Genomic DNA, 18,561 nt, shown 5'->3' with positions numbered 1-18,561 from the left:
TATGCAACGAAACAACTGACTAGGTGGAGCACCAATGAGCAGACTGATCGTGGTATCGAATCGTGTGGCGCCGACCCAGGAAGGCCGACCCGCGGCAGGTGGCCTCGCGATCGGCGTGCTGGACGCGTTGAAGGAAACCGGCGGAGTCTGGTTCGGCTGGAGCGGTGAAACGGTAAGCGAGCCGTCCGCGCCAGTGATCGAAAAGCAGGGCAATGTGACGTACGCGACGGTGGGCCTCACCAAGCGCGACTATGACCAGTACTATCGCGGCTTTTCCAACGCGACACTGTGGCCGACGTTCCACTATCGCAACGACCTGTCGCGCTATGACCGGCAGGAATACGCGGGCTATCAGCGCGTCAACGCGACGCTCGCGAAGCAGCTCAAGGAGTTGCTCAAACCCGATGACATCATCTGGGTGCACGACTATCACCTGCTGCCGTTCGCGCGCTGCCTGCGCGAGCTTGGCGTGAAGAATCCCATCGGCTTCTTCCTGCATATTCCGTTTCCGGTGCCGGAAGTACTCCGTACCATTCCGCCGCACGAGGAATTGGTCAAGGCGATGTGCAGCTACGACGTGGTCGGTTTCCAGACCGAAGCAGACCGCCAGTCGTTCGTCGACTTTATCGAGCGCGGTCAGCACGGCACCTCGAGCGAAGACGGCATGGTGCACGCCTACAATCGCTTCCTGAAAGTGGCCGCGTACCCGATCGGCATCTATCCGGACGCGATCGCCAAGGCCGCCGAGCAGTTCACTGACCGTAAGCCGGTGCGCAGCCTGCGTGACGGCATGCGTGGACGCAAGCTGATTATGAGCGTCGACCGGCTCGATTATTCGAAGGGTCTAGTGGAGCGCTTTCAGGCGTTCGAACGGCTGCTGCTGAATGCGCCGGGTTGGCACGGACGGGTATCGCTGGTACAGATCGCGCCGCCGACACGCGCGGATGTGCAGACATATCAGCGCATTCGTCAGACGCTGGAGGGCGAAGCCGGTCGCATCAATGGCCGTTTCGCGCAGCTCGACTGGACGCCGATCCAATACCTGAACCGCAAGTACGAGCGCAATCTGCTGATGGCGCTGTTCCGTCAATCGCAGGTCGGCTATGTGACGCCGCTGCGCGACGGGATGAACCTGGTCGCGAAGGAATACGTCGCATCTCAGGATCCGGCCGATCCGGGCGTACTCGTGTTGTCGCAATTCGCCGGCGCGGCTGAGCAGCTGCCGGGGGCGCTGGTCGTCAACCCGTTCGATCTGTCGCAGATGGCCGAGGCGCTGGAGCGTGCACTGTCGATGCCGCTCGCCGAGCGTCAGGCGCGTCACGCGGACATGATGGCGCCGATGCGCGAGAACAATCTGTCGGTCTGGCGCGATACGTTCCTCGGCGATCTGCGCAACGTTGCGACTGCCTCTTCGGTGACGGCCAAAGCGGTAAAGCTCGCTGACGTGACGGCATCGTCGTCGTAGTTGTTATCAACGGCGGCGCGGGGGTCTTCAGGAGCCGCGCGCGCTGGTCACGTCGAACTGTTTGTTTGGATAAAGCCGAAGCATTGAAAAAGGGCGCGGACCGCAATATGCGATTCGCGCCCTTTTTATATCCGGGTCAGGCGAACAACTCGAGCATGCGCATCATGCGCTTCGGTCTGCTACGTCGTCACGCCGTTTGCACGTTCACGCGCTGCCTCACGCGCATCATGCTGACCACGGCGGCGACCGCTGAAAAGCAGGCTGCCACATACAGCGTGATGGTCGGGCCATTCTGCGGTGCGATGCCGAAGATCAACGCGACCAGTGCCGCGCCGAGCGTCTGCCCAGTCAGGCGCGCAGTACCGAGCATCCCACTTGCGCCGCCGCTGCGCTCACGCGGCGCGGCGGACAACATGGTCCGATTGTTCGGCGACTGGAAGATCCCGAAGCCCGCCCCGCACAGCGCCATGCGCCACGCGATCTGCATGGGCTCGGGATGCGCGCCGAGGGTGGCGAGCAACAGCAGGCCCGCCGTCATCGTCACGAGTCCGACGCCGCCGAGCCAGCCGGACGATATCTTGTCCGACAGCACACCCGCAATCGGCGCGGCGATGATGATGACCGCCGGCCACGGCGTCATCAGCAAACCGGTTTCGACTTGCGACAAACCCAGCGTGTCCTGCAACAAAAACGGCAGCGACACGAAGGCCAGCATTTGCGCGCAGAACGAACACACCGAGGTGCCGATCGACAGGGCGAACACCGGAATCCTCAGCAAATCGATCGGCAACAGAGGCGCTGGTTGAGTCAACTGACGGCGCACGAAGAAGTAGCCGATCACAACCGCAACGAGCGCCTCAATAACGACCCAGCGGATGTGCTCGCCGTGACCGAGACCGTCGATTGCGAAGATCAGCAGACCGAACACGAACGCGTTCATCACCGCGCTCAGATAGTCGTACGGAGACTCGTGGCCGGGATTCATCGGCAGCGCCTTGAAGCCGCCGACAATCGCCGCGATCCCAATCGGCACATTGATCGCGAACAGCCACGGCCAGGAGGCGACGGCGAGCACGCCGGAGGCGACCGTTGGCCCGACCGCGGACGACACCGCAACGACCATCGCGTTGATCGCAACGCCGCGTCCAAGCTGCGTGGGCGGATAGATCATGCGCACGAGCGCGGTGTTCACGCTCATGACGCCCGCTGCGCCGAAGCCCTGGACCACGCGGGCGAGTGCGAGCGTCGGCAGTGACGTGGACAACGCGCAACCGAACGACGCCACCGTGAACAGGATCAGCCCGGCCAGATAAATACGCCGATAGCCGATGCGATCGCCGAGCGACGCAAGCGGCAGCAGTGAAATGGTGATGGCAAGCTGATAAGCGTTGACGACCCAGATCGAGCCGGCCGCGCTCGCATGCAGATTGCGCGCGATGGTCGGCAGCGCCACGTTGGCGATCGCGCTGTCGAGCACGGCCAAGGTGAGGGCGAGGGCGATAACCAGCATCGCCCAATAGCGTTGCGGAATCGGCAAGCCTTGTTCGGTGTTGTCCGCGAGCGGTGTGCCGGCGGCGAGTGGAGTGGCGGGGGCGGCATCGGCTGGCATCGAGCCGTCCTTGCGCGATGGTTGTACTTGCATCGTTCTTTTGATTTGGAAGGGGGCGGCACATCGATCCTACGATGAGCCACGCGCGTTGCGTGCCGCGCTGGAAAGGCAGGATGGCACGCAGCGACGATGCCGACGCTGAGACAGCGCACCGGCATCGCGTCTCACGCGTTATTTGAGTTCGTACAAACCGGTGTGGGTGGTCGAGTCGAGTTCGTTCAGATGCGTCATGAAGCGTGCAACTGCGTTGGTGGTCTCTGCATTGATCGGCAGATGCGGCACCTTCAGCGCATGCAGGCGGAAGATGTAGCGATGCGTTTTGTCGCCGCGCGGCGGCGCGGCGCCACCGAAGCCGACCGTGCCGTAGTCGTTGCGCAATTGCAGCGCGCCTTGCGGCAGCAGCGAGCCATCGGTTTTGCCCGCGTTGCGCGGCAGCGATCGCGCATCAGCCGGAATGTTGACGACGACCCAGTGCCAGAAGCCGCTGCCGGTAGGCGCGTCCGGATCGTGAACGGTGAGTGCGAAGCTTTGGGTATCGGCCGGCGGTGCATCCCACTGCAACGCGGGCGAAATGTTTTCGCCGTCTACGCCGAAGGCCTTGTCGTGGTATTCGTGGGCTTTCGGCATAAAGCCGTTGGTGGGGAAATCGTCGGACCAGAGACGGAAATCAGCCATCGTGTGCCTCCCTTCTTGGTGGTTCTGGGATGGTCGGAGCGTGCTGTTTTTGCTACCGGTTTGCCATTGAACTGCCGGCCAGTTGCTGCCTGATTTCTGCAGCGTCGGCACGCAAAAAATGCTCCGAGCTAGCCAATCGAGTGTATCACCAGCGGCTCTGGAGTTCCCTCCAGCCGGGCAGGCTACAAGCAGCTTTCAGCTGCGTTCCTCGAAGCTCGGTGCGTCGCTCTTCAACCAGTCGACGAGCCGCTGCAACACGCCCTCGATATCGCGATTTGCGCCACGCAAAGCGCATTCCCATACCACCCCGACGCGCCAGCCGCTGGCGAGCAGCGCCGCACGAACCTTCTCGTCATTGCTGCGATTGCGGCCGATCTTGTCGCGCCAGAACTCGGGCCGGGTTTGCGGCCATTTGAACAGATGGCAGTCGTGACCATGCCAGAAACAGCCGTGCACCAGCACGACGGCGCGATAGCGCGGCAGCACGATATCCGGCCGGCCCGGCAGATCGCGCGCGTCTAAACGGAAGCGAAAGCCCCGGCCATGCAGCAGGCTGCGGATCAGGATTTCCGGCTTCGTATTGCGGCCGCGAATGCCGGACATCATCCGGCTACGCGTTGCGCTGTCGACGATATCGACCATCGTTAGCGTCTGGGTAGCGGATCGGGCCGCTCAGGAATAGAGCGAAAGGGCTTGCTTCGAACCATTGTGCGTCTCCACGGCGAGCAGGGTTTGCACATGCGGCAGCATGATGCGCGCCACTTCTCGCATCACTGGCATAACGACACTGTTGCCGAATTGCCGGTAAGCCTGCGTGTCGCTGACCGGAATCCTGAAGGTGTCGGGAAAGCCCATCAGCCGTGCACATTCACGCGGCGTGAGGCGCCGCGGCCGCAATTGCTCGCCTTGATAGACCAGAATCTCCGACCCATCCTTGTGATAGCGCGCGGAAAGTGTGCGTGTGACGCTCTCGGGATAAGCCATGCCGAAACCGAAGCCATTGCCCGCCGCGCGATGCTTCGCCGCGTAGTTTTGCAGATAGGTCCAGAGATTCGGGGTGAGCGTGTACTTCGGCTGCACGCGTTTGCTCGCGTGGTCGAAGAAGCGATCGTGGTCCCACGGCAGCACAGGTTCGCTGCCGTCCGTGCGATGCAGGATCGAACCAAGGCGCGGGCCGCTTTCCGGTAGATGCAGATCGTCCCAGGAAAACGACGTCTTGCCGCGAAAGCCGACGATGATGATGCGCTCCCGGTGCTGCGGCGTGAAATGCTGGCCGTCGACCACGCGGTAGTGCACTTCGTAGCCGAGCTCGTCGCGCAGCGTCTGCAGGATCACGTCGAAGGTGCGGCCTTTGTCGTGCGAGAGCAGATTCTTCACGTTCTCCAGCAGGAATGCGGCGGGGCGCTTTGCCGCGATGATTCGCGCGACGTCGAAAAACAGCGTGCCCTGCGTCGTGCATTCGAAGCCGTGCGGGCGACCCAGCGCGTTTTTCTTGCTGACGCCGGCAATCGAGAACGGCTGGCACGGAAAGCCGCCGAGCAGCACGTCGTGGCTCGGCACTTCTTCGGCGGGAAAGGAGACGATGTCGCCGATCAGCGCGTGGTCGCCGCCGGGAGGGTAGTTCTCGCGATAGGTCTTGGTGGAGAAATCGTTCCACTCGCTCGTGAAGACGCAGTCGCCACCGTGCGCCTCGAAACCCATCCGAATGCCGCCGATGCCCGCAAACAGATCGATGAAGCGGAATTGGGCGTCACCGGTGGCTGAGCCGGCCTTCGTCCGGCCGCTGCTGTGCAGCAGATCGCGCAAGGCCGGTTCGAGCATCGACGGACACGGTGTTTCGCCTTTTTCCCAGCGACGTACCGTCTTGATGTCCTTACCGACGTGCGCGGCGATTTCGCGTTGAGTGAAGCGGGCGCGCGCCTGTTTGAGCAGGTCGAGCGGTGCGGCGAGGGTCACGGATGTCCTTGCTGGGAATTTTTGCGGACATTATGACCTAAGGTCGTCCCTTTTTCCTATTTTCACGGAGTGTGAGCAGAAAATTTCCGGTCGCACGAAGACCGTTTTGCCTAAATGCGAATGTCACAGTTGGACGTGTAGGCTTACAGCGTGACGCGAAATCCCCGCGTTGCGACGTGTTCAGGCCGCGACAGGGTTCGCGGCCTTTTTTTAGCTGGGTTTTAGCTGGGGAGAGTAGGGCTGAGCGGCGCGGAAGACCGGCTATCGAGCGTGCGGCGCGTCAGATCAGAGATGACGGCTGGCGGCGACGTGTACCGGCTGGAACGGGGCGGCGGTCGGTCCTGTCCATACTGGCGGGGGTTCGGCTTCGAACTGGTCCAACTGCAGCAGGAGGCTGTCGACCGCGCACAGTTGCGCGTGGGACAGATTGCCGGTGTCGAGCAATTGGTACAGGCGCTTGCGCCAGTAGGTAACCGGCAGAATCGGTCCAGCCAGATCGCCTTGTAAAGACGGTCGCATCACGCGCCCAATATGCGCGATATCCTGGTCGACTAGCGCCGCCTGGGATGACCCCGTCAGCATAATGAGTGTGCGTTCCATAGCCCCTCCATGGCACCTTTACGGCAGGCCGGGGCGGGACTTTAGGGCTTTTTTGAAATATTTTTCGCGGTTCGGTTCGTTGGGCAAAACGGCCGGCGGGCGGCGTGGGCACACCCGTTGCTGAATCGGGATACTGGCGTAATGACGCGCCGGCATTCCAGATATCGGAGCCAAACATGAACAAGGACCAGGTAAAGGGTGTGGGTGAGCAGATCAAGGGCAAGGTCAACGAAGCCGTCGGCAAGGCCACCAACAACCCCGGTAAGGAACTTAAGGGCGACCTTCAACAAGGCGCCGGCAAGGTGCAGAAGGCCTATGGCGACGCTAAGGAAGACGCCAAGGACAATGCAAAGCGCAACGCGCCGTAATTTGGTTCGCGGTGTTGTTTGACGGGGAAAGGCGCTTCGGCGCCTTTTTCTGTTTTTACGGGGCTTGGGTGCCGGGCTCTGGCTGTTGGGTGTTAGTGCTTTTCCGTCAGACGCGGGGTACGGCGCCGTTTTGGCCTGGGAGTAACCCGGGTTCGGCGCCGTGGACGTTCCGCACGCTGTGCGCCGCCTTTAGACTTGGCGCATCCAACACGTAGGAGGCGCCTATGACACCCGAAAAAGTGCTTTCGATGTTCGAGCGGCAGTACCTCGAGGGCAAGACGCCCGTCGACCTCGAAACCCTCTGTGCGAGTTTCGCCACGTGGCTGGCGGCGACGTGGGACCAACACGATGGCGAGCAGAAGACGCTGTTGCTGACAATCGGCGCGGCTTTGTGGCGCGAAGGGTATAACCTGCGCGCCGGTACGGCTACCAAGGATTTGTGGTGAACCTGAGTGCCTTTGTGCGGTTAGGCGGTGGGGAAACGCGTCGCGTGGCAATGTTCGCGTTGGTGTGATTCGAGGCGACCCGCACTGCGGCGCTCACGCACGCGTTCTGCCGAGTCGGTTTATATTTGGCGGTCGCGTGTTCGGGTCTCTGTTCTCGGTCTTTCGGCCGGTCGCTGATTCCCGATTCCCATTTTTAGCCGCAGCTTTCGCATAAGGGTTACACCATCCATGACCGATCTCTCCGCCTTCCCGATCACGAAGAAATGGCCTGCCGAGCATCCGGACCGGATTCAGCTGTATTCGCTGCCGACGCCCAATGGCGTGAAGGTTTCGATCATGCTCGAAGAGACCGGATTGCCCTATGAGCCGCACCTCGTGCGCTTCGATACGAACGACCAGATGTCGGCGGAGTTTCTGTCGCTGAATCCGAACAACAAGATTCCGGCGATCATCGATCCGAACGGTCCGGACGGCAAGCCGCTGCCGCTGTTCGAATCCGGCGCGATTCTGATTTACCTGGCGGACAAGGCCGGTCAATTGATTCCGAAGGATGCTGCTGGCCGTTATGAGGCGATCCAGTGGGTGATGTTCCAGATGGGCGGCATCGGCCCGATGTTTGGCCAGGTGGGCTTCTTCCACAAGTTCGCTGGAAAGGAATACGAAGACAAACGCCCGCGCGATCGTTATATCGGTGAGGCGAAGCGGTTGCTGGCGGTGCTGGATCAGCGGCTTGAAGGGCGTGACTGGATTTTGGGTGATCAGTATTCGATCGCTGATATCGCGACTTTCCCTTGGGTGCGTAATCTGGTCGGGTTCTATGAAGCCGGGGATCTGGTCGGGATTGATGAGTTTTCGAATGTGAAGCGAGTGCTGGCGGCGTTTGTTGCGCGTCCGGCGGTGGCCAGGGGATTGGATATTCCGAAGCGGCCTGCGTGATGGGGTGAGGGTGGTTTGTGCTGCGACTGCGATGTGGTGGCGAGACCCGTTGCGGCGGTCAGGGCAGTTCGGCCGGGTTGCCACCCATTGCTCGGTAAAGGTCACGCACAAACTCCTCGCTGACGACGTTCCACTCGGGTGAGGCATAGAGGACGTCTTCTGGATTCTTCTTGCCCCGTGCGTGACGCAGCGTGCGCACGGTCAATTCGAGAGCCATCGCTTCTTCATATAGAGGATGGCCAGGGCGGAGGCGGTCGTCGTTTTCCATGCCTGATTTTCGGCGGGCGCGGGGAATACTTTAGGTGTTGGTGGGTGGTGTGGGTTTATAGGCTGCGTGGATTTCGCGGATGTGGTCAGGCGGGTACGGTTGGCACGCAGGGCAGAGGAGAATTGGGCTTCAACCGTTCCGTATTCGGCAGACGCGTGGGTAATGACGGAGGCAAAAAAGCCCCGCCGGGCAATGCCGGGCGGGGCTTTTTGATGTGTCTGGATGTTGCTGATTGGTCCCCCCGACAGGAATCGAACCTGTATCTAGCGCTTAGGAGGCACTTGTTCTATCCATTGAACTACGGGGAGATAGATGTTTTCAATGGGACGACTGGGGCCTTGCTACTGTTGGCTTCAGCCTTGTCCCGTGGGCGTTTCCGGCCTTTCTGCTTCTTCCTAAATGAAGCGCCGTGACAGCCCGTGAACCCCAGTTTATAGCAGCCTCTGCTACACTTTTGCTACAAACTGACCTTGTAGCACCGAAAAGTGATCTGGCACTGCTACAGTTTTCGAACGGGGTAAAACATGGCTTCAATCCTGCCAGTCGGCAGTCGCTGGCGCGCCCAGGTGCGCAAGCGAGGGCAGAGTATAGCAAAAACGTTCAAAACGAAAGGTGCTGCCGAGGCTTGGGCACGGGCCAAGGAAGTCGAGATCGACAACGGCCAGAATGCCGTCGACTCGGCCACCGTCAAGGTCGGCGAGCTCGCGAGGAAATACCGCGAAGCGCGCGCCGAATCAGGGCGGCCGGTCAAGGAAAAGTCAAACGAGGACTACATCCTGAAGCGACTGGAAGATGCGTTCGAAAGTGACTTTGCAGCGAAACTCACGACACAACGTATCGTCAAGTTTGCGCAGGATCGTAGGAAAGCCGGCGCCGGTGGCTATACCGTCGACATGGATATCTCGAAGCTCGGCACTGTCCTGCGCCACATGGGGTCATTGCTCGAGTTGACGCTGCCCGATGCGATCGGTACGGCTCGCCCCACGCTCCACCATCTGCGCCTGATCGAAGCCGGCGGCAAGCGTGAGCGCCGACCAACACCGGAAGAAATCGAGAAAATCTTTGCGTGGTTCGCCGAGCATCCGGAGCGTCAACAGGCGATGCCGGATCTGTTACGCGTCGCCATGCAGTGTGCGTTCCGCCGTGGCGAGCTGTTCAACCTGCGCTGGGATGATATCGACGCCGAGAATCACCTCGCGCTGGTGCGCGATCGCAAGCATCCCCGGCAGAAGGTCGGCAACAATGAGTGGATCCCACTGATTGGCGACGCGTTCGAAGTCATCATGCGGCAACCGCGTTACCCGGTGCCGCCGGAATACGCTGAGAAGTGCAAGGTCGATCCGAAGACGCCGCCGCACAAGAATGAGTACATTTTCCGGTTCGACAAGGGCACTGCGAGCAAGTACTTCAAGCAGGCCTGCGATGCTAAGGGCATCGTCGATCTGCATTTTCATGATTTGCGGCATGAGGCAACTAGCGCGCTCTTCGAGGCGGGTTGGCAGATTCCGGAGGTTGCTGCGGTTACCGGCCATAAGGACTGGCGCAATCTTAAGCGCTATACGAACCTCGACCCTGCAACAGTTGCGAGGAAGGGGCGACTGGGGGTTGTGCGGGCAGCGTGACTGCCTTCAGGACGTGCTGTTGCTGCCGCGCAGCGACGGCAACAGCATGTCCAGCTGCAGGTGTTAGTATCGAACCCATAGCGTGCTCTGCACAGCGCGCGAGCGTATTAACTATAACCAAGGTGCGTAATGTCTGATCTATTTTCGATTCCGGAGCAAGGGTATGTTGGACTAAAGCTGATTAGCGCGTTGTCCGATGAAAGATACCAGGCACTTGCGGAAGCGTTAAAAGGATATCAGCCGAGTGTTTTTCACTCGCTTGCTTTGGCGAACTTGATTTCTGATTCCGCACAGATAGAGTTCAACCAAGCGAAGGAAATTCGCGAGACCATTGGTGGTTTGGCCCTCGTCTACTGGAAGATTTCCCCTAAAGTTGATGATTTTTGGGATGTTTTCTTTGAGGAGATAGCGCTTACAGGCAAGCAACACGGACTTGATGACGAAGATTCGGAAAGGCTTCAGGGACGTCTGCCCGCACTCATCGAACATGAAGGTTTGGCCTTGAGTGTCGTTTCGGCCTCGACTATGTCTGATCTGCCGAATTCATTTTCGCAAGTAGATAGCTTTGTGGACCTTCGGCCGGTATTCTTTCCAGAGTCTGACGAAGTAAAAGGTTTTGTGGTTTTTTCTTCGCTTAAGCTAACATCATTCGATGGTACGGAGTACATCGACAAAACGATCTCGTTGGATGAGATCGACGTCGATACACTGATCGTAGAACTGGAGAATATAAAGTCTAGATTCGCATCAATTAAGTCAGTGATACGCCAGTTGGATACGCCACTCATTCCGATTAGCGAAGCTAGGAGAGACGAATGACGGCTCACGCATACAGAGATTTTGAATCGGCGCGTCGGGCGAGCCAAGCTCTTGGCGAGACGAAAGGCGAGAACTGGATTAAGGTGAGGCGTCGGCCTGAGCCAACGCAGGAGATTTTCACGTCGCATTTTCGCGTCGGGCACGCAGCTGAGAAGGCGCTTGTTGTCGAGTTCAAGCGTTCGTCCGCTGAGTTTTCAATTCGTGCGAAAAGAATTTCTGCCGAGGGCGAAATTGGAAAGCATCGGTTTGCTCGGGATGAGCAGGTGAAAGTTGTATTTGAGCAGTTGCGAGATCTATGGAAGCGGGAGACTCAGTATGTCTCCTCGAATAGCGATTTAGTTTTGAATGAAAATTATCAAAAGATAATTGGATTAGGTCCGCAAGCGGTGCCGTGGATAATCGATGACCTGCGAGAGACTTCCGCTCAGTGGTTTTGGGCCCTTCGCGTCATTACTCGGAACGATCCTGTTCCTCAAAGAGATAGAGGCCGCGTCCGGAGAATGGTCGACGCGTGGTTGAATTGGGCTGGAGAAAACGGCATCGAATAATATGTACCATACCGGGGAGCAATTAGATCAGATCTGTGCAGCATTTCCAGCAATAAACCGGGATACGTTCGCGGTTACCAGTCCACAAGATCCGCACTATAACTGCATAGCGTGGGCAGCGGATGAGAACGACGTATGGTGGTGGCCAAGTCCCGACGCCTATTGGCCCGATGGTCTCCCGCTGCGGGACGAGTCGGTGCAAAATTTCACGGCGGCTTTCGAGACGATCGGATATTTGCCCTGTGACGACGGCTCGCTGGAAGAGGGTTACGAAAAGGTCGTCATCTATTCTGTTTCAGGGATGGCGAAACATATGGCGAGGCAACTGCCTGACGGCGCATGGACCAGCAAACTAGGAAAGGCATTCGACGTGCGGCACGGCGCGGACCTGGACGTGTCCGGTGAAGTTTATGGCGAATGCACGCATTACATGCGCCGGAGATCGGCATAGCTGACAAGTCGAGATCGAGCGACGGTCTGTTCTGCCGCCGCTTTCACCTTAGCAGTCCTCTAGGTTTCTGCCCGCTCTCTTGCCTTTTTTGACATCTCGTCCAAGTATTCCGCCACTGCATCGTAAGGGGCGTAACGAGCAGCGCCTTCCTTATAAGTTGCAATCGGAAACGTTTCTGCGCTGACCTGATTGCGGATGGTGCCTTCGGACATCGCGAGCAGGTTTGCTAGCTGCCCCATCGTCAGGCGCACGCCGAATTTTTCAAGGATATACGCGCGAGTCAATAGTCCCATCTCATTCGCTCCCGTTGGCGACCGGCAGCGGTCGCAACTGGCCGGTTTTCAGATTGACGAATGCGCCGCAGCCGACCAGTGCCATGTTCACGCTTTTCTCGAGAAAATGCGCGGGTGCAATGTGTGTCATGCATCCCTCCGCAAGAGAGGCGCGTTCTTCCACCAAAGCGGGCCGAAATCGCGGCCGATTAATGCAGCGCATTCAGTGACAGCGCGGCGCATCGCGCGACGCCGTTCAGCGCAATCCAGGTCGGGCAGCCTATCGACGTTGATATCTTCGTGCGTGAAGATTCGCATCGCACCAACGCCGGCCATCGCGGCGACATACGCGTCGTGATGACTGACGTCGACGCGGGCGGCGACTGCCAGTTTCTGCGAGTCGGAGTCGCGCTTCAACGGATTGAAGGGACGCCATGGTGCGGTAGCGTCGTGACGCGGCCGTACGTGAACCGCCTCGTGATATCGGCGCGTCTCAAGATTCGCTGCGCGCGCCGCGTAGTGAATGATGTCAAGTTCGTTCATGCCGGCTCCGGGACCAATCAGGGACATTTGCGTTTTCTCCGTGGAAGCTAAGGTTAGTGCTGTTTTGAGCGCCACTTGATGAACGGGCGACGCACCAGGTTATGGAAGCGCGTGGCGGCGACCTCGTCGGTTGCGAGCACGCGGCGGCTGTCGATCTTGCAGACCGTGCGGATGATTTCCGCGGCTTCGTCGGCAGTCAATTGCTCAACTTGCGTCTCTGACGAAAGCCACTCGCGAAACTTGGGATCGCGCGGCAGTATGCCGGCGAGCTGGGCAATGTTTGGCATGTTGATTTTTCAGGCCGCGAGGCCATCGTAGTTGCGATCGGCGAAGTCGTCATCGCGGAATGTGCGCTTGCCGCACGTGATGCGGCGCGGCAAGCGGTCGAAATGATCCGGATGTTTGCGCAGGCAACCGCGAGTGGCCCAGCAGTGGCAGCGGAAGTGGTATCGCGTCATGGTCAGTCGTCGTAGTCGCCGCTCGCGCGCCGCTTCACATCGCCTCGCTGTTGCTGCCGACGCAACTCGCGCGCTTCGCGTGCGCGCGCCGACGCCTCAAGCGTGCGGCGCACTTCGGCGCTGGCGATTGCCTCTTCGAAACTCCCGGACTTGTGAAGCAATTGCCATTCAACGCGCAGCAGGTGGGATGGAAGCGGGCTCCTTTCCATGGCGTACCTTAGATACGCTGAGCCGATACGGGTGCTGTCGTCTGCGGGTCGTCGTCCGGATTGACTGCTGAGATAGCGACGCACACGGCGGCGCTGATTAGGCAGATCAGCCACAAGGGCATGGGATTTTTCGCGCGGCTCATACTTCAGCCCTGCACGCGAATGACTTCGGTCACGCCGACGCAGCCGGTGACATTCATGGCCTGTTGAGCGGCGCTCACTGCGTCAGCGGCCTGTATCACGATGAACTGCGAGAGCGGGCTTGGCTCCTGGCCCTTCATGAGGTAGTAGCAGCGGTAGCTTTTCATCACGGATCTCTGTTTGGAAAACGTGATGAAGTCTAGAACACTAAACCTCTGTCGGTCAATAAAACTAAACGGTTCAGGACGCTTGACGAAAAAAAACCCGCGGGATGCGGGTTCTGGATATTTGTTGTGGCGATTTAGACTGGTCGCCAAGACGACTTTTTCACGATAGCGCCAACGTAATGCATCTTGCTGATGTTCTCTTTCGGGATGGCGATGGTTGCGTGGGCTTCGTTTGTTGAGAGCAGGTGTATGCGGCCTGCCCGTGAGTAAGCCAATTCCTTGATCATCACCCGACCATCCGTCGCCTTGACCAGAACCTCGTCGCCAGGTTCGACAACCCGATTCGGCTCGATGATCACGTACTCACCGTCCTTAATTCGCGGACGCATCGAGTCACCGGCGCACTTCAGCGCGTACGCATCAGGGTCCGACGTCGGGAAATCGACAAAGCCTTCGCCTTGTCCGACTGGGTATTCGATGTCGGCCCAGTATCCGTTGTCTCCCAGCTGCGCCATGCCTAAAACCGGTATGGCGCGACTAGGGGCAACCGGCAAAGGATTCCATTCGATTTCATTGTGCTCAACCCCCGGAGTTTTCTTGTTTCCTTTGCCCATGACGATCCATACCGGGTTGTAGCCGAGCGCATTCTGAATGCCGACGGCGTACTCGAGCTTGATGGACTTGATCTGACCAGATAGCCACTGGCTCACCGTGCCCTTAGAGACACCTGCGTGGCGGCCGAGTGTGACGCTGTCTACGCCGGTCTCGTCAAGGATGGTTTGGATACGTTCGCTGAGCGTCATAGTTTAAGAATCTAAACCAATTTCGGTTTAGAAAGCTTGTCATGGTTTAGTTTAGCGTTCTATACTGGCGCTTATGAACGCGACCAACATTATCGAAGCGATGGGCGGCCGGCGCCGGGTGATGGACATAACCGGGCTAAGTAAAGGCCGCATTTCGCAGTGGGTGAGCAGCAACCACATTCCAGAATCATGGATGGTCGCGTTTCGCGCGCTCAATCCGGACGCCGTCCGAAATGCTGAAGTGGTCCCGGATCCAGCACGGCGGCCATGAATTGTCTGAACGCACGTTCCGCGAAACGTTGGCGCATCTCTTTGTTGATCGCTTCCTTTGCTCTGCGCCGGAACGAGTGGTGGCGCATCTCTCGATCTCTTGATGTTTTAGGCACGGCGTGGAAGCCCGCCTTTTTCTCACGCTCGTGAGTGCTCTCTCTTTTGTTCATTTGTTTCACCGATGTGCTGTTGATGGATGAATCGTATGAAATCGAAGCGTGCGTAAACAGCATGAAAAATAGTTATCCACAAGGGGTTAGTGTGACCTGCCGATACAGCGACACAACATGGATCGATGTCCTTTATACGTCGGTACTCAAGACGCCAGGAAAGGTAGAGGACGCTGCGCGCTTTTTGACTGAGCGGCGTGGGATCCGCCTTACCGGCGAATCGCTTCGTCTGAAGCTGCGCGAAGTCGAGGGCGCCCGGATCTCGGGCGAAATGTTCGAGCTGATCGTCGAATGGATGCTCGAAAAGAACCAGCCGCATGCGCTCGACGCGGTGCATGCGTTCAACGCGCGTTTCGGATTGGTTGCCTCATTGGCCCCGCGCCCAGATGCCCGCAACGGCATAACCGCGCTCGTAACGGCCGCACTTGGCGTCAGCGACAAGACCGGCAAGCTTGCTGAGGAGGTGCGCCGTTCGGCAGAAGACGGTGTGATCGAGCCGCGCGAAGTCGAGGCAATCGAAAGAATCGGGCGCGATGGTCAGCGCCAGATCGAACAGACGATCACGATCGCGCGCGCAGCAGCAGCGCTGAATCGAGTTTAACTCGCACTTCGCATACCGGGGGACTACATGGGTGAAAATGACCCATTGGAAGCGCGCGACCCTATTGCGTCGATAGAGTCAGAGCAGGCCGTGCTCGGCGCGATCATGCTTGATAACGAAGCGTTTGATCGGATTGTGCACCTCGTCGGCGAAAAGGACTTCACGCTACCCGAGCATCGCTCTATCTTTCGTGCGATCTCGCGGATGCTGGCCACACAGCGCCAGGCCGATGCGATCACCATATACGAATTTCTGTCGGCCCATGGATCGAAGATCCGACAGCCGCTCCAATACCTCAACGAGATCGTTCAGTCGACGCCGAGTGCCGCGAACGTAGTTCGCTATGCGGAGATCGTGCGTGCTCGCTCGCTGTTGCGCGCGACGATGGCCGCGGCGCGACAGGTAATCGACCTTTGTCACAACACGGCCGGGCGCGAAGTGCTCGACATCATCGACCAGGCGCAGGCGTCTTTTATGCGGCTGTCTGACGTCGATCAACGTGCTGATGGTTTCACCGCAATCGTGCCCTCGCTCACGCGTGTGGTTGAGCGGGTAGATGAGCTTTATCACAAAGGGCCGGCTGCCGGCATAACCGGGACAGCGACAGGTTTCGATGATCTGGACCGCATGCTCGACGGAATGCACGGTGGCGAGTTGATCATCGTTGGTGGACGACCATCAATGGGCAAAACCTCATTCGCGATGAACATCGCGGAGCACGTGGCGATTCGCCTGGGTCTGCCTGCTGCCGTTGCGTCGCTTGAAATGCCAACTGAGCAGTTGACGCAGCGCATGCTCGCTTCGCAGGCACGCATCAACCAGCATCGTTTGCGTACCGGCAAGCTCGAGCAGGATGACTGGCCTCGCCTGACGCACGGCGTGCAGTTGATGGCCGATGCGCCAATCCATGTGTTCGAGGGTGCCGGCCTCACGCCGACCAGCCTCAAGGGCAAGTTGCGCCGGCTGAAACGCGAGGTTGGTCAACTCGGCGTAGTTGTGATCGATTACCTGCAGCTCATGAACGGCGACGGCTCGCACAACGACATGCGCGCCGCGGAACTGAGCGAAATCTCGCGCTCGCTGAAGCTGATTGCGAAAGAACTGAAAGTACCTGTGATCGCGCTTTCACAGCTAAATCGAGGTCTCGAGCAGCGGCCGAACAAACGTCCGGTGATGTCCGATCTGCGGGAGTCCGGCGCGATCGAGCAGGACGCCGACGTGATTCTCTTTATCTATCGCGACGAAGTCTATAACCCCGATAGCGCTGATCGCGGGACAGCGGAAATCATCTGCGCAAAGCAGCGCAACGGGCCGATCGGCACGGTGCGCCTTACCTTCCAGAACGCATTAACCCGGTTCGAGAATTTCGCCTCGCCGTGAAGTGAGCATTGATCTATGGCAACCGTAACACCATTTTTTACCTGGCGTCGCGCCATGACTTGCAGCGATCTGCCGTCGACTACGAAGCTGGTCCTGTTCGTCGTCGCGGAATACGCAAATGCAGTCGATGACATTGTCTGGCCGTCTATCGAATCTCTCGCAGAAAGAGCATCGTTATCCGAGCGGGCCGTTGCAAAGCACCTTGCGATAGCCGAGCGTGACGGCTGGCTGGCGCGCTGGAAATCGCGCCGGCCAAACCGCAAGTGGGCGCACTCGCATTACCGATTCTCGATTCCCGAAGCAGTCGCAAAGCAGCAGCGCGACGCGATCAATTTGGATCTCGCGGCTGCGTCAAACGCTGATGAAATTTTGAACAAGGATGAACGTCGTTCCACTCGTGCTCAAGAAGTGGGCGGTTCGGAACCACGTGCAGGTAACTGCGGCGAATTGAATGAACCATGTGCAGGTAACTCGGGCACATCGACCGAACGAGGTGCAGGTGACTTGGTTGGCACAGTCTCGCACGCACCGAATTCCGAAAGTTACCTGCACCACGTTCCTACTAAGTACCCAGTAAACGGAGATTGTATAAAACCCTCTCTCTCTCAACCCACAGTGGTAAACGAAGCCACAGGCGTTCAGAGAGAAGACCACGATGAATCGAGTTTGTCAATTGCGCGGTGGATGTTCGAACGACTGCAGGCCGATGATCCAGGAATTGCAAAGCCGGACATGGAGGCGTGGGCGCGCGAGGTGGACGCGATGATCGTGCTCGATGGCCGCGCGACCGATGCAATGGGAAAGCTGTTTGGCTACGCACGTCGCGACAGGTTTTGGGCGAAGGTCATCACGTCGCCGGCCCGTCTGCGAAAAAACTGGGATGAGCTCCGTGTTCGGCGAAACGGTTCGATCGCGGCGAAGCATGGGAAAGCGTCGACTCAACCGACAGCGAGTGCCCCGGACGACCGGGTCTGCGCTCACGTAGAAAACGGATGTCGTTGCACGCATGCCGCAAGCACGATTATTGGCGCCGGCTCAGCGCGGCGCGGCTATTGCCGACAGCACATCGGCCATTACGAAGATTGAACCGGGGAACCTTATGACACTCGATGAGCGTTTGAACAACTGGGCCCGCGCACAGCGTGGTGGTAGCGGCCGTGGCGATTCGATGATCGCGACGATTTACTTCCCCACAGTCCCGGGCGCCTCGGTCGACGCAACGCTCGATAGCGAAGATGCGCAGAAGGTCGAGCTGGCGTGTCGCCGGTTGATGCTCCTCGATCGCAAGGTGTTGCAGATGCATTTCGTCTGGCGCGCGCACCCTGCAGTCATCTGCCGCCGGCTCGGCCTGAAGGTTCGGCCGACGTCGATCTTCGATCTCGCGCTTGCTCATGCGAAGCGGGCCATCGAAGAGAAGCTCGCTGACGTGAAGCCGCAGTATGTGTCGATGCAGGCCATCATTGATCGAATGAAAGAGAAACCGCTTGCGGAAACAAAGTAGCTCTACTACACTTCGATCCACAATTTGATTCCGGTTCCTACCGAGTGACGCGGCCTTTTCCGGGCATGCGTTCGCCTGAAGGAATTCAAGGCCTCGCCGCTCACGCGTCGGGGCTTTTTGCATTGGGCAATCGAAATTCGCGGTCGTCAGTCTGAATAGACCGCCGTGCATGGTATTGGGCCGCATGCGACAGGATCGCGAGGCGGCCGGGGACCCTATAGGCTTTCTGGACACGGGGGCTCACACCCGCGTTTTTTCTCTACTGGTGATTCTCCAAGGGGGG

General features: G+C 58.9%; 27 protein-coding genes and 1 tRNA gene. 12 read left to right on the top strand and 16 right to left on the bottom strand.

The features are described from left to right. Positions 1-34: 34 nt before the first annotated feature. Complete coding sequence (otsA, locus tag M0D68_RS14510; protein WP_093643822.1) at positions 35-1,465, top strand: alpha,alpha-trehalose-phosphate synthase (UDP-forming); 1,431 nt, start codon at positions 35-37, stop codon at positions 1,463-1,465. A 187-nt stretch (positions 1,466-1,652) separates the two neighbouring features. Here otsA and M0D68_RS14505 read toward each other — a convergent pair whose 3' ends face one another. The 5 genes from M0D68_RS14505 to M0D68_RS14485 form a co-directional block, all read right to left on the bottom strand. Further along, positions 1,653-3,107 (bottom strand): MFS transporter, encoded by a 1,455-nt coding sequence (locus tag M0D68_RS14505; RefSeq protein ID WP_266224663.1) that lies wholly within the window; start codon positions 3,105-3,107, stop codon positions 1,653-1,655. 138 nt (positions 3,108-3,245) lie between these two features. Beyond that, positions 3,246-3,749, bottom strand: coding sequence for a YbhB/YbcL family Raf kinase inhibitor-like protein (locus M0D68_RS14500; RefSeq protein WP_054035050.1), 504 nt, complete (start codon positions 3,747-3,749; stop codon positions 3,246-3,248). A 195-nt stretch (positions 3,750-3,944) separates the two neighbouring features. Further along, the gene (locus tag M0D68_RS14495) at positions 3,945-4,391 is read right to left on the bottom strand and encodes a very short patch repair endonuclease (RefSeq protein WP_054035049.1); all 447 of its coding nucleotides are present in this window, start codon (positions 4,389-4,391) and stop codon (positions 3,945-3,947) included. 30 nt (positions 4,392-4,421) lie between these two features. Continuing rightward, entirely contained in the window at positions 4,422-5,705 is a 1,284-nt protein-coding gene (gene dcm / locus M0D68_RS14490) for a DNA (cytosine-5-)-methyltransferase (protein WP_266224661.1), read from the bottom strand. Positions 5,706-5,990: 285 nt separating this feature from the next. Beyond that, complete coding sequence (locus tag M0D68_RS14485; RefSeq protein WP_093643815.1) at positions 5,991-6,305, bottom strand: hypothetical protein; 315 nt, start codon at positions 6,303-6,305, stop codon at positions 5,991-5,993. Between the two features lie 176 nt (positions 6,306-6,481). Between M0D68_RS14485 and M0D68_RS14480 the strand changes: the two genes are divergently transcribed. From M0D68_RS14480 to M0D68_RS14470, 3 genes are all read left to right on the top strand, one after another. Then, positions 6,482-6,673, top strand: a complete 192-nt coding sequence (locus tag M0D68_RS14480) for a CsbD family protein (RefSeq protein WP_035552219.1) — start codon at positions 6,482-6,484, stop codon at positions 6,671-6,673. 224 nt (positions 6,674-6,897) lie between these two features. Beyond that, on the top strand, positions 6,898-7,119 hold the full coding sequence (locus M0D68_RS14475; RefSeq protein ID WP_054035047.1) for a hypothetical protein: 222 nt from the start codon (positions 6,898-6,900) through the stop codon (positions 7,117-7,119). A gap of 228 nt (positions 7,120-7,347) precedes the next feature. Then, positions 7,348-8,055, top strand: coding sequence for a glutathione S-transferase C-terminal domain-containing protein (locus tag M0D68_RS14470; protein ID WP_093643812.1), 708 nt, complete (start codon positions 7,348-7,350; stop codon positions 8,053-8,055). 58 nt (positions 8,056-8,113) lie between these two features. Here M0D68_RS14470 and M0D68_RS14465 read toward each other — a convergent pair whose 3' ends face one another. After that, the gene (locus tag M0D68_RS14465; RefSeq protein WP_093643810.1) at positions 8,114-8,323 is read right to left on the bottom strand and encodes a hypothetical protein; all 210 of its coding nucleotides are present in this window, start codon (positions 8,321-8,323) and stop codon (positions 8,114-8,116) included. Positions 8,324-8,556: 233 nt separating this feature from the next. Further along, a tRNA-Arg gene (locus M0D68_RS14460) sits at positions 8,557-8,631 on the bottom strand. Between the two features lie 216 nt (positions 8,632-8,847). Between M0D68_RS14460 and M0D68_RS14455 the strand changes: the two genes are divergently transcribed. From M0D68_RS14455 to M0D68_RS14440, 4 genes are all read left to right on the top strand, one after another. Then, on the top strand, positions 8,848-9,945 hold the full coding sequence (locus M0D68_RS14455) for a site-specific integrase (protein ID WP_266224660.1): 1,098 nt from the start codon (positions 8,848-8,850) through the stop codon (positions 9,943-9,945). Between the two features lie 129 nt (positions 9,946-10,074). Beyond that, positions 10,075-10,764: a hypothetical protein gene (locus tag M0D68_RS14450; protein ID WP_266224659.1), complete on the top strand. Its 690-nt coding sequence runs from the start codon at positions 10,075-10,077 to the stop codon at positions 10,762-10,764. After that, complete coding sequence (locus M0D68_RS14445) at positions 10,761-11,312, top strand: hypothetical protein (RefSeq protein WP_266224658.1); 552 nt, start codon at positions 10,761-10,763, stop codon at positions 11,310-11,312. Before M0D68_RS14450 ends, M0D68_RS14445 begins: the two co-directional genes overlap by 4 nt. A 1-nt stretch (position 11,313) precedes the next feature. Continuing rightward, positions 11,314-11,763, top strand: a complete 450-nt coding sequence (locus M0D68_RS14440) for a hypothetical protein (RefSeq protein WP_266224657.1) — start codon at positions 11,314-11,316, stop codon at positions 11,761-11,763. 59 nt (positions 11,764-11,822) lie between these two features. Here the strand turns inward: M0D68_RS14440 and M0D68_RS14435 are convergent, their stop codons facing one another. From M0D68_RS14435 to M0D68_RS14395, 9 genes are all read right to left on the bottom strand, one after another. Further along, positions 11,823-12,056: a hypothetical protein gene (locus tag M0D68_RS14435; protein WP_266224655.1), complete on the bottom strand. Its 234-nt coding sequence runs from the start codon at positions 12,054-12,056 to the stop codon at positions 11,823-11,825. Between the two features lies 1 nt (position 12,057). After that, positions 12,058-12,186: a hypothetical protein gene (locus M0D68_RS14430; RefSeq protein ID WP_266224654.1), complete on the bottom strand. Its 129-nt coding sequence runs from the start codon at positions 12,184-12,186 to the stop codon at positions 12,058-12,060. Beyond that, complete coding sequence (locus tag M0D68_RS14425) at positions 12,183-12,578, bottom strand: hypothetical protein (RefSeq protein ID WP_266224652.1); 396 nt, start codon at positions 12,576-12,578, stop codon at positions 12,183-12,185. Before M0D68_RS14425 ends, M0D68_RS14430 begins: the two co-directional genes overlap by 4 nt. A 53-nt stretch (positions 12,579-12,631) precedes the next feature. Further along, complete coding sequence (locus M0D68_RS14420; RefSeq protein WP_266224650.1) at positions 12,632-12,865, bottom strand: hypothetical protein; 234 nt, start codon at positions 12,863-12,865, stop codon at positions 12,632-12,634. A 9-nt stretch (positions 12,866-12,874) separates the two neighbouring features. After that, positions 12,875-13,036: a hypothetical protein gene (locus M0D68_RS14415; protein WP_266224649.1), complete on the bottom strand. Its 162-nt coding sequence runs from the start codon at positions 13,034-13,036 to the stop codon at positions 12,875-12,877. A 2-nt stretch (positions 13,037-13,038) separates the two neighbouring features. Continuing rightward, entirely contained in the window at positions 13,039-13,245 is a 207-nt protein-coding gene (locus M0D68_RS14410; protein WP_266224647.1) for a hypothetical protein, read from the bottom strand. Between the two features lie 146 nt (positions 13,246-13,391). After that, positions 13,392-13,553 carry a hypothetical protein gene (locus M0D68_RS14405; RefSeq protein ID WP_266224646.1) on the bottom strand — a complete coding sequence of 54 codons (162 nt, stop codon included), beginning with the start codon at positions 13,551-13,553 and terminating at the stop codon, positions 13,392-13,394. A 134-nt stretch (positions 13,554-13,687) separates the two neighbouring features. Then, positions 13,688-14,356, bottom strand: a complete 669-nt coding sequence (locus M0D68_RS14400) for a helix-turn-helix transcriptional regulator (protein WP_266224644.1) — start codon at positions 14,354-14,356, stop codon at positions 13,688-13,690. A 212-nt stretch (positions 14,357-14,568) separates the two neighbouring features. Next, on the bottom strand, positions 14,569-14,859 hold the full coding sequence (locus M0D68_RS14395) for a hypothetical protein (RefSeq protein WP_266224643.1): 291 nt from the start codon (positions 14,857-14,859) through the stop codon (positions 14,569-14,571). Between the two features lie 28 nt (positions 14,860-14,887). On the opposite strand from M0D68_RS14395, the gene M0D68_RS14390 reads away from it, so the two are divergent. Genes M0D68_RS14390 through M0D68_RS14375 form a run of 4 tightly spaced genes read left to right on the top strand, consistent with a single transcriptional unit; the run spans position 14,888 to position 18,278 of the window. Then, a complete protein-coding gene (locus M0D68_RS14390; protein ID WP_266224642.1) occupies positions 14,888-15,397 on the top strand; it encodes a phage regulatory CII family protein in 510 nt (169 codons plus the stop codon). A 27-nt stretch (positions 15,398-15,424) separates the two neighbouring features. Next, positions 15,425-16,777: a replicative DNA helicase gene (gene dnaB / locus M0D68_RS14385; RefSeq protein ID WP_266224641.1), complete on the top strand. Its 1,353-nt coding sequence runs from the start codon at positions 15,425-15,427 to the stop codon at positions 16,775-16,777. Between the two features lie 15 nt (positions 16,778-16,792). After that, positions 16,793-17,863, top strand: coding sequence for a helix-turn-helix domain-containing protein (locus tag M0D68_RS14380; RefSeq protein WP_266224639.1), 1,071 nt, complete (start codon positions 16,793-16,795; stop codon positions 17,861-17,863). 13 nt (positions 17,864-17,876) lie between these two features. Continuing rightward, positions 17,877-18,278: a hypothetical protein gene (locus M0D68_RS14375; protein ID WP_266224638.1), complete on the top strand. Its 402-nt coding sequence runs from the start codon at positions 17,877-17,879 to the stop codon at positions 18,276-18,278. Positions 18,279-18,561 lie beyond the last annotated feature (283 nt).

The organism is Paraburkholderia sp. SEWSISQ10-3 4, from assembly GCF_030464785.1.
Taxonomy (GTDB): Bacteria; Pseudomonadota; Gammaproteobacteria; order Burkholderiales; family Burkholderiaceae; genus Paraburkholderia; species Paraburkholderia aspalathi.
This window is presented reverse-complemented; position numbering and strand designations above follow the sequence as displayed.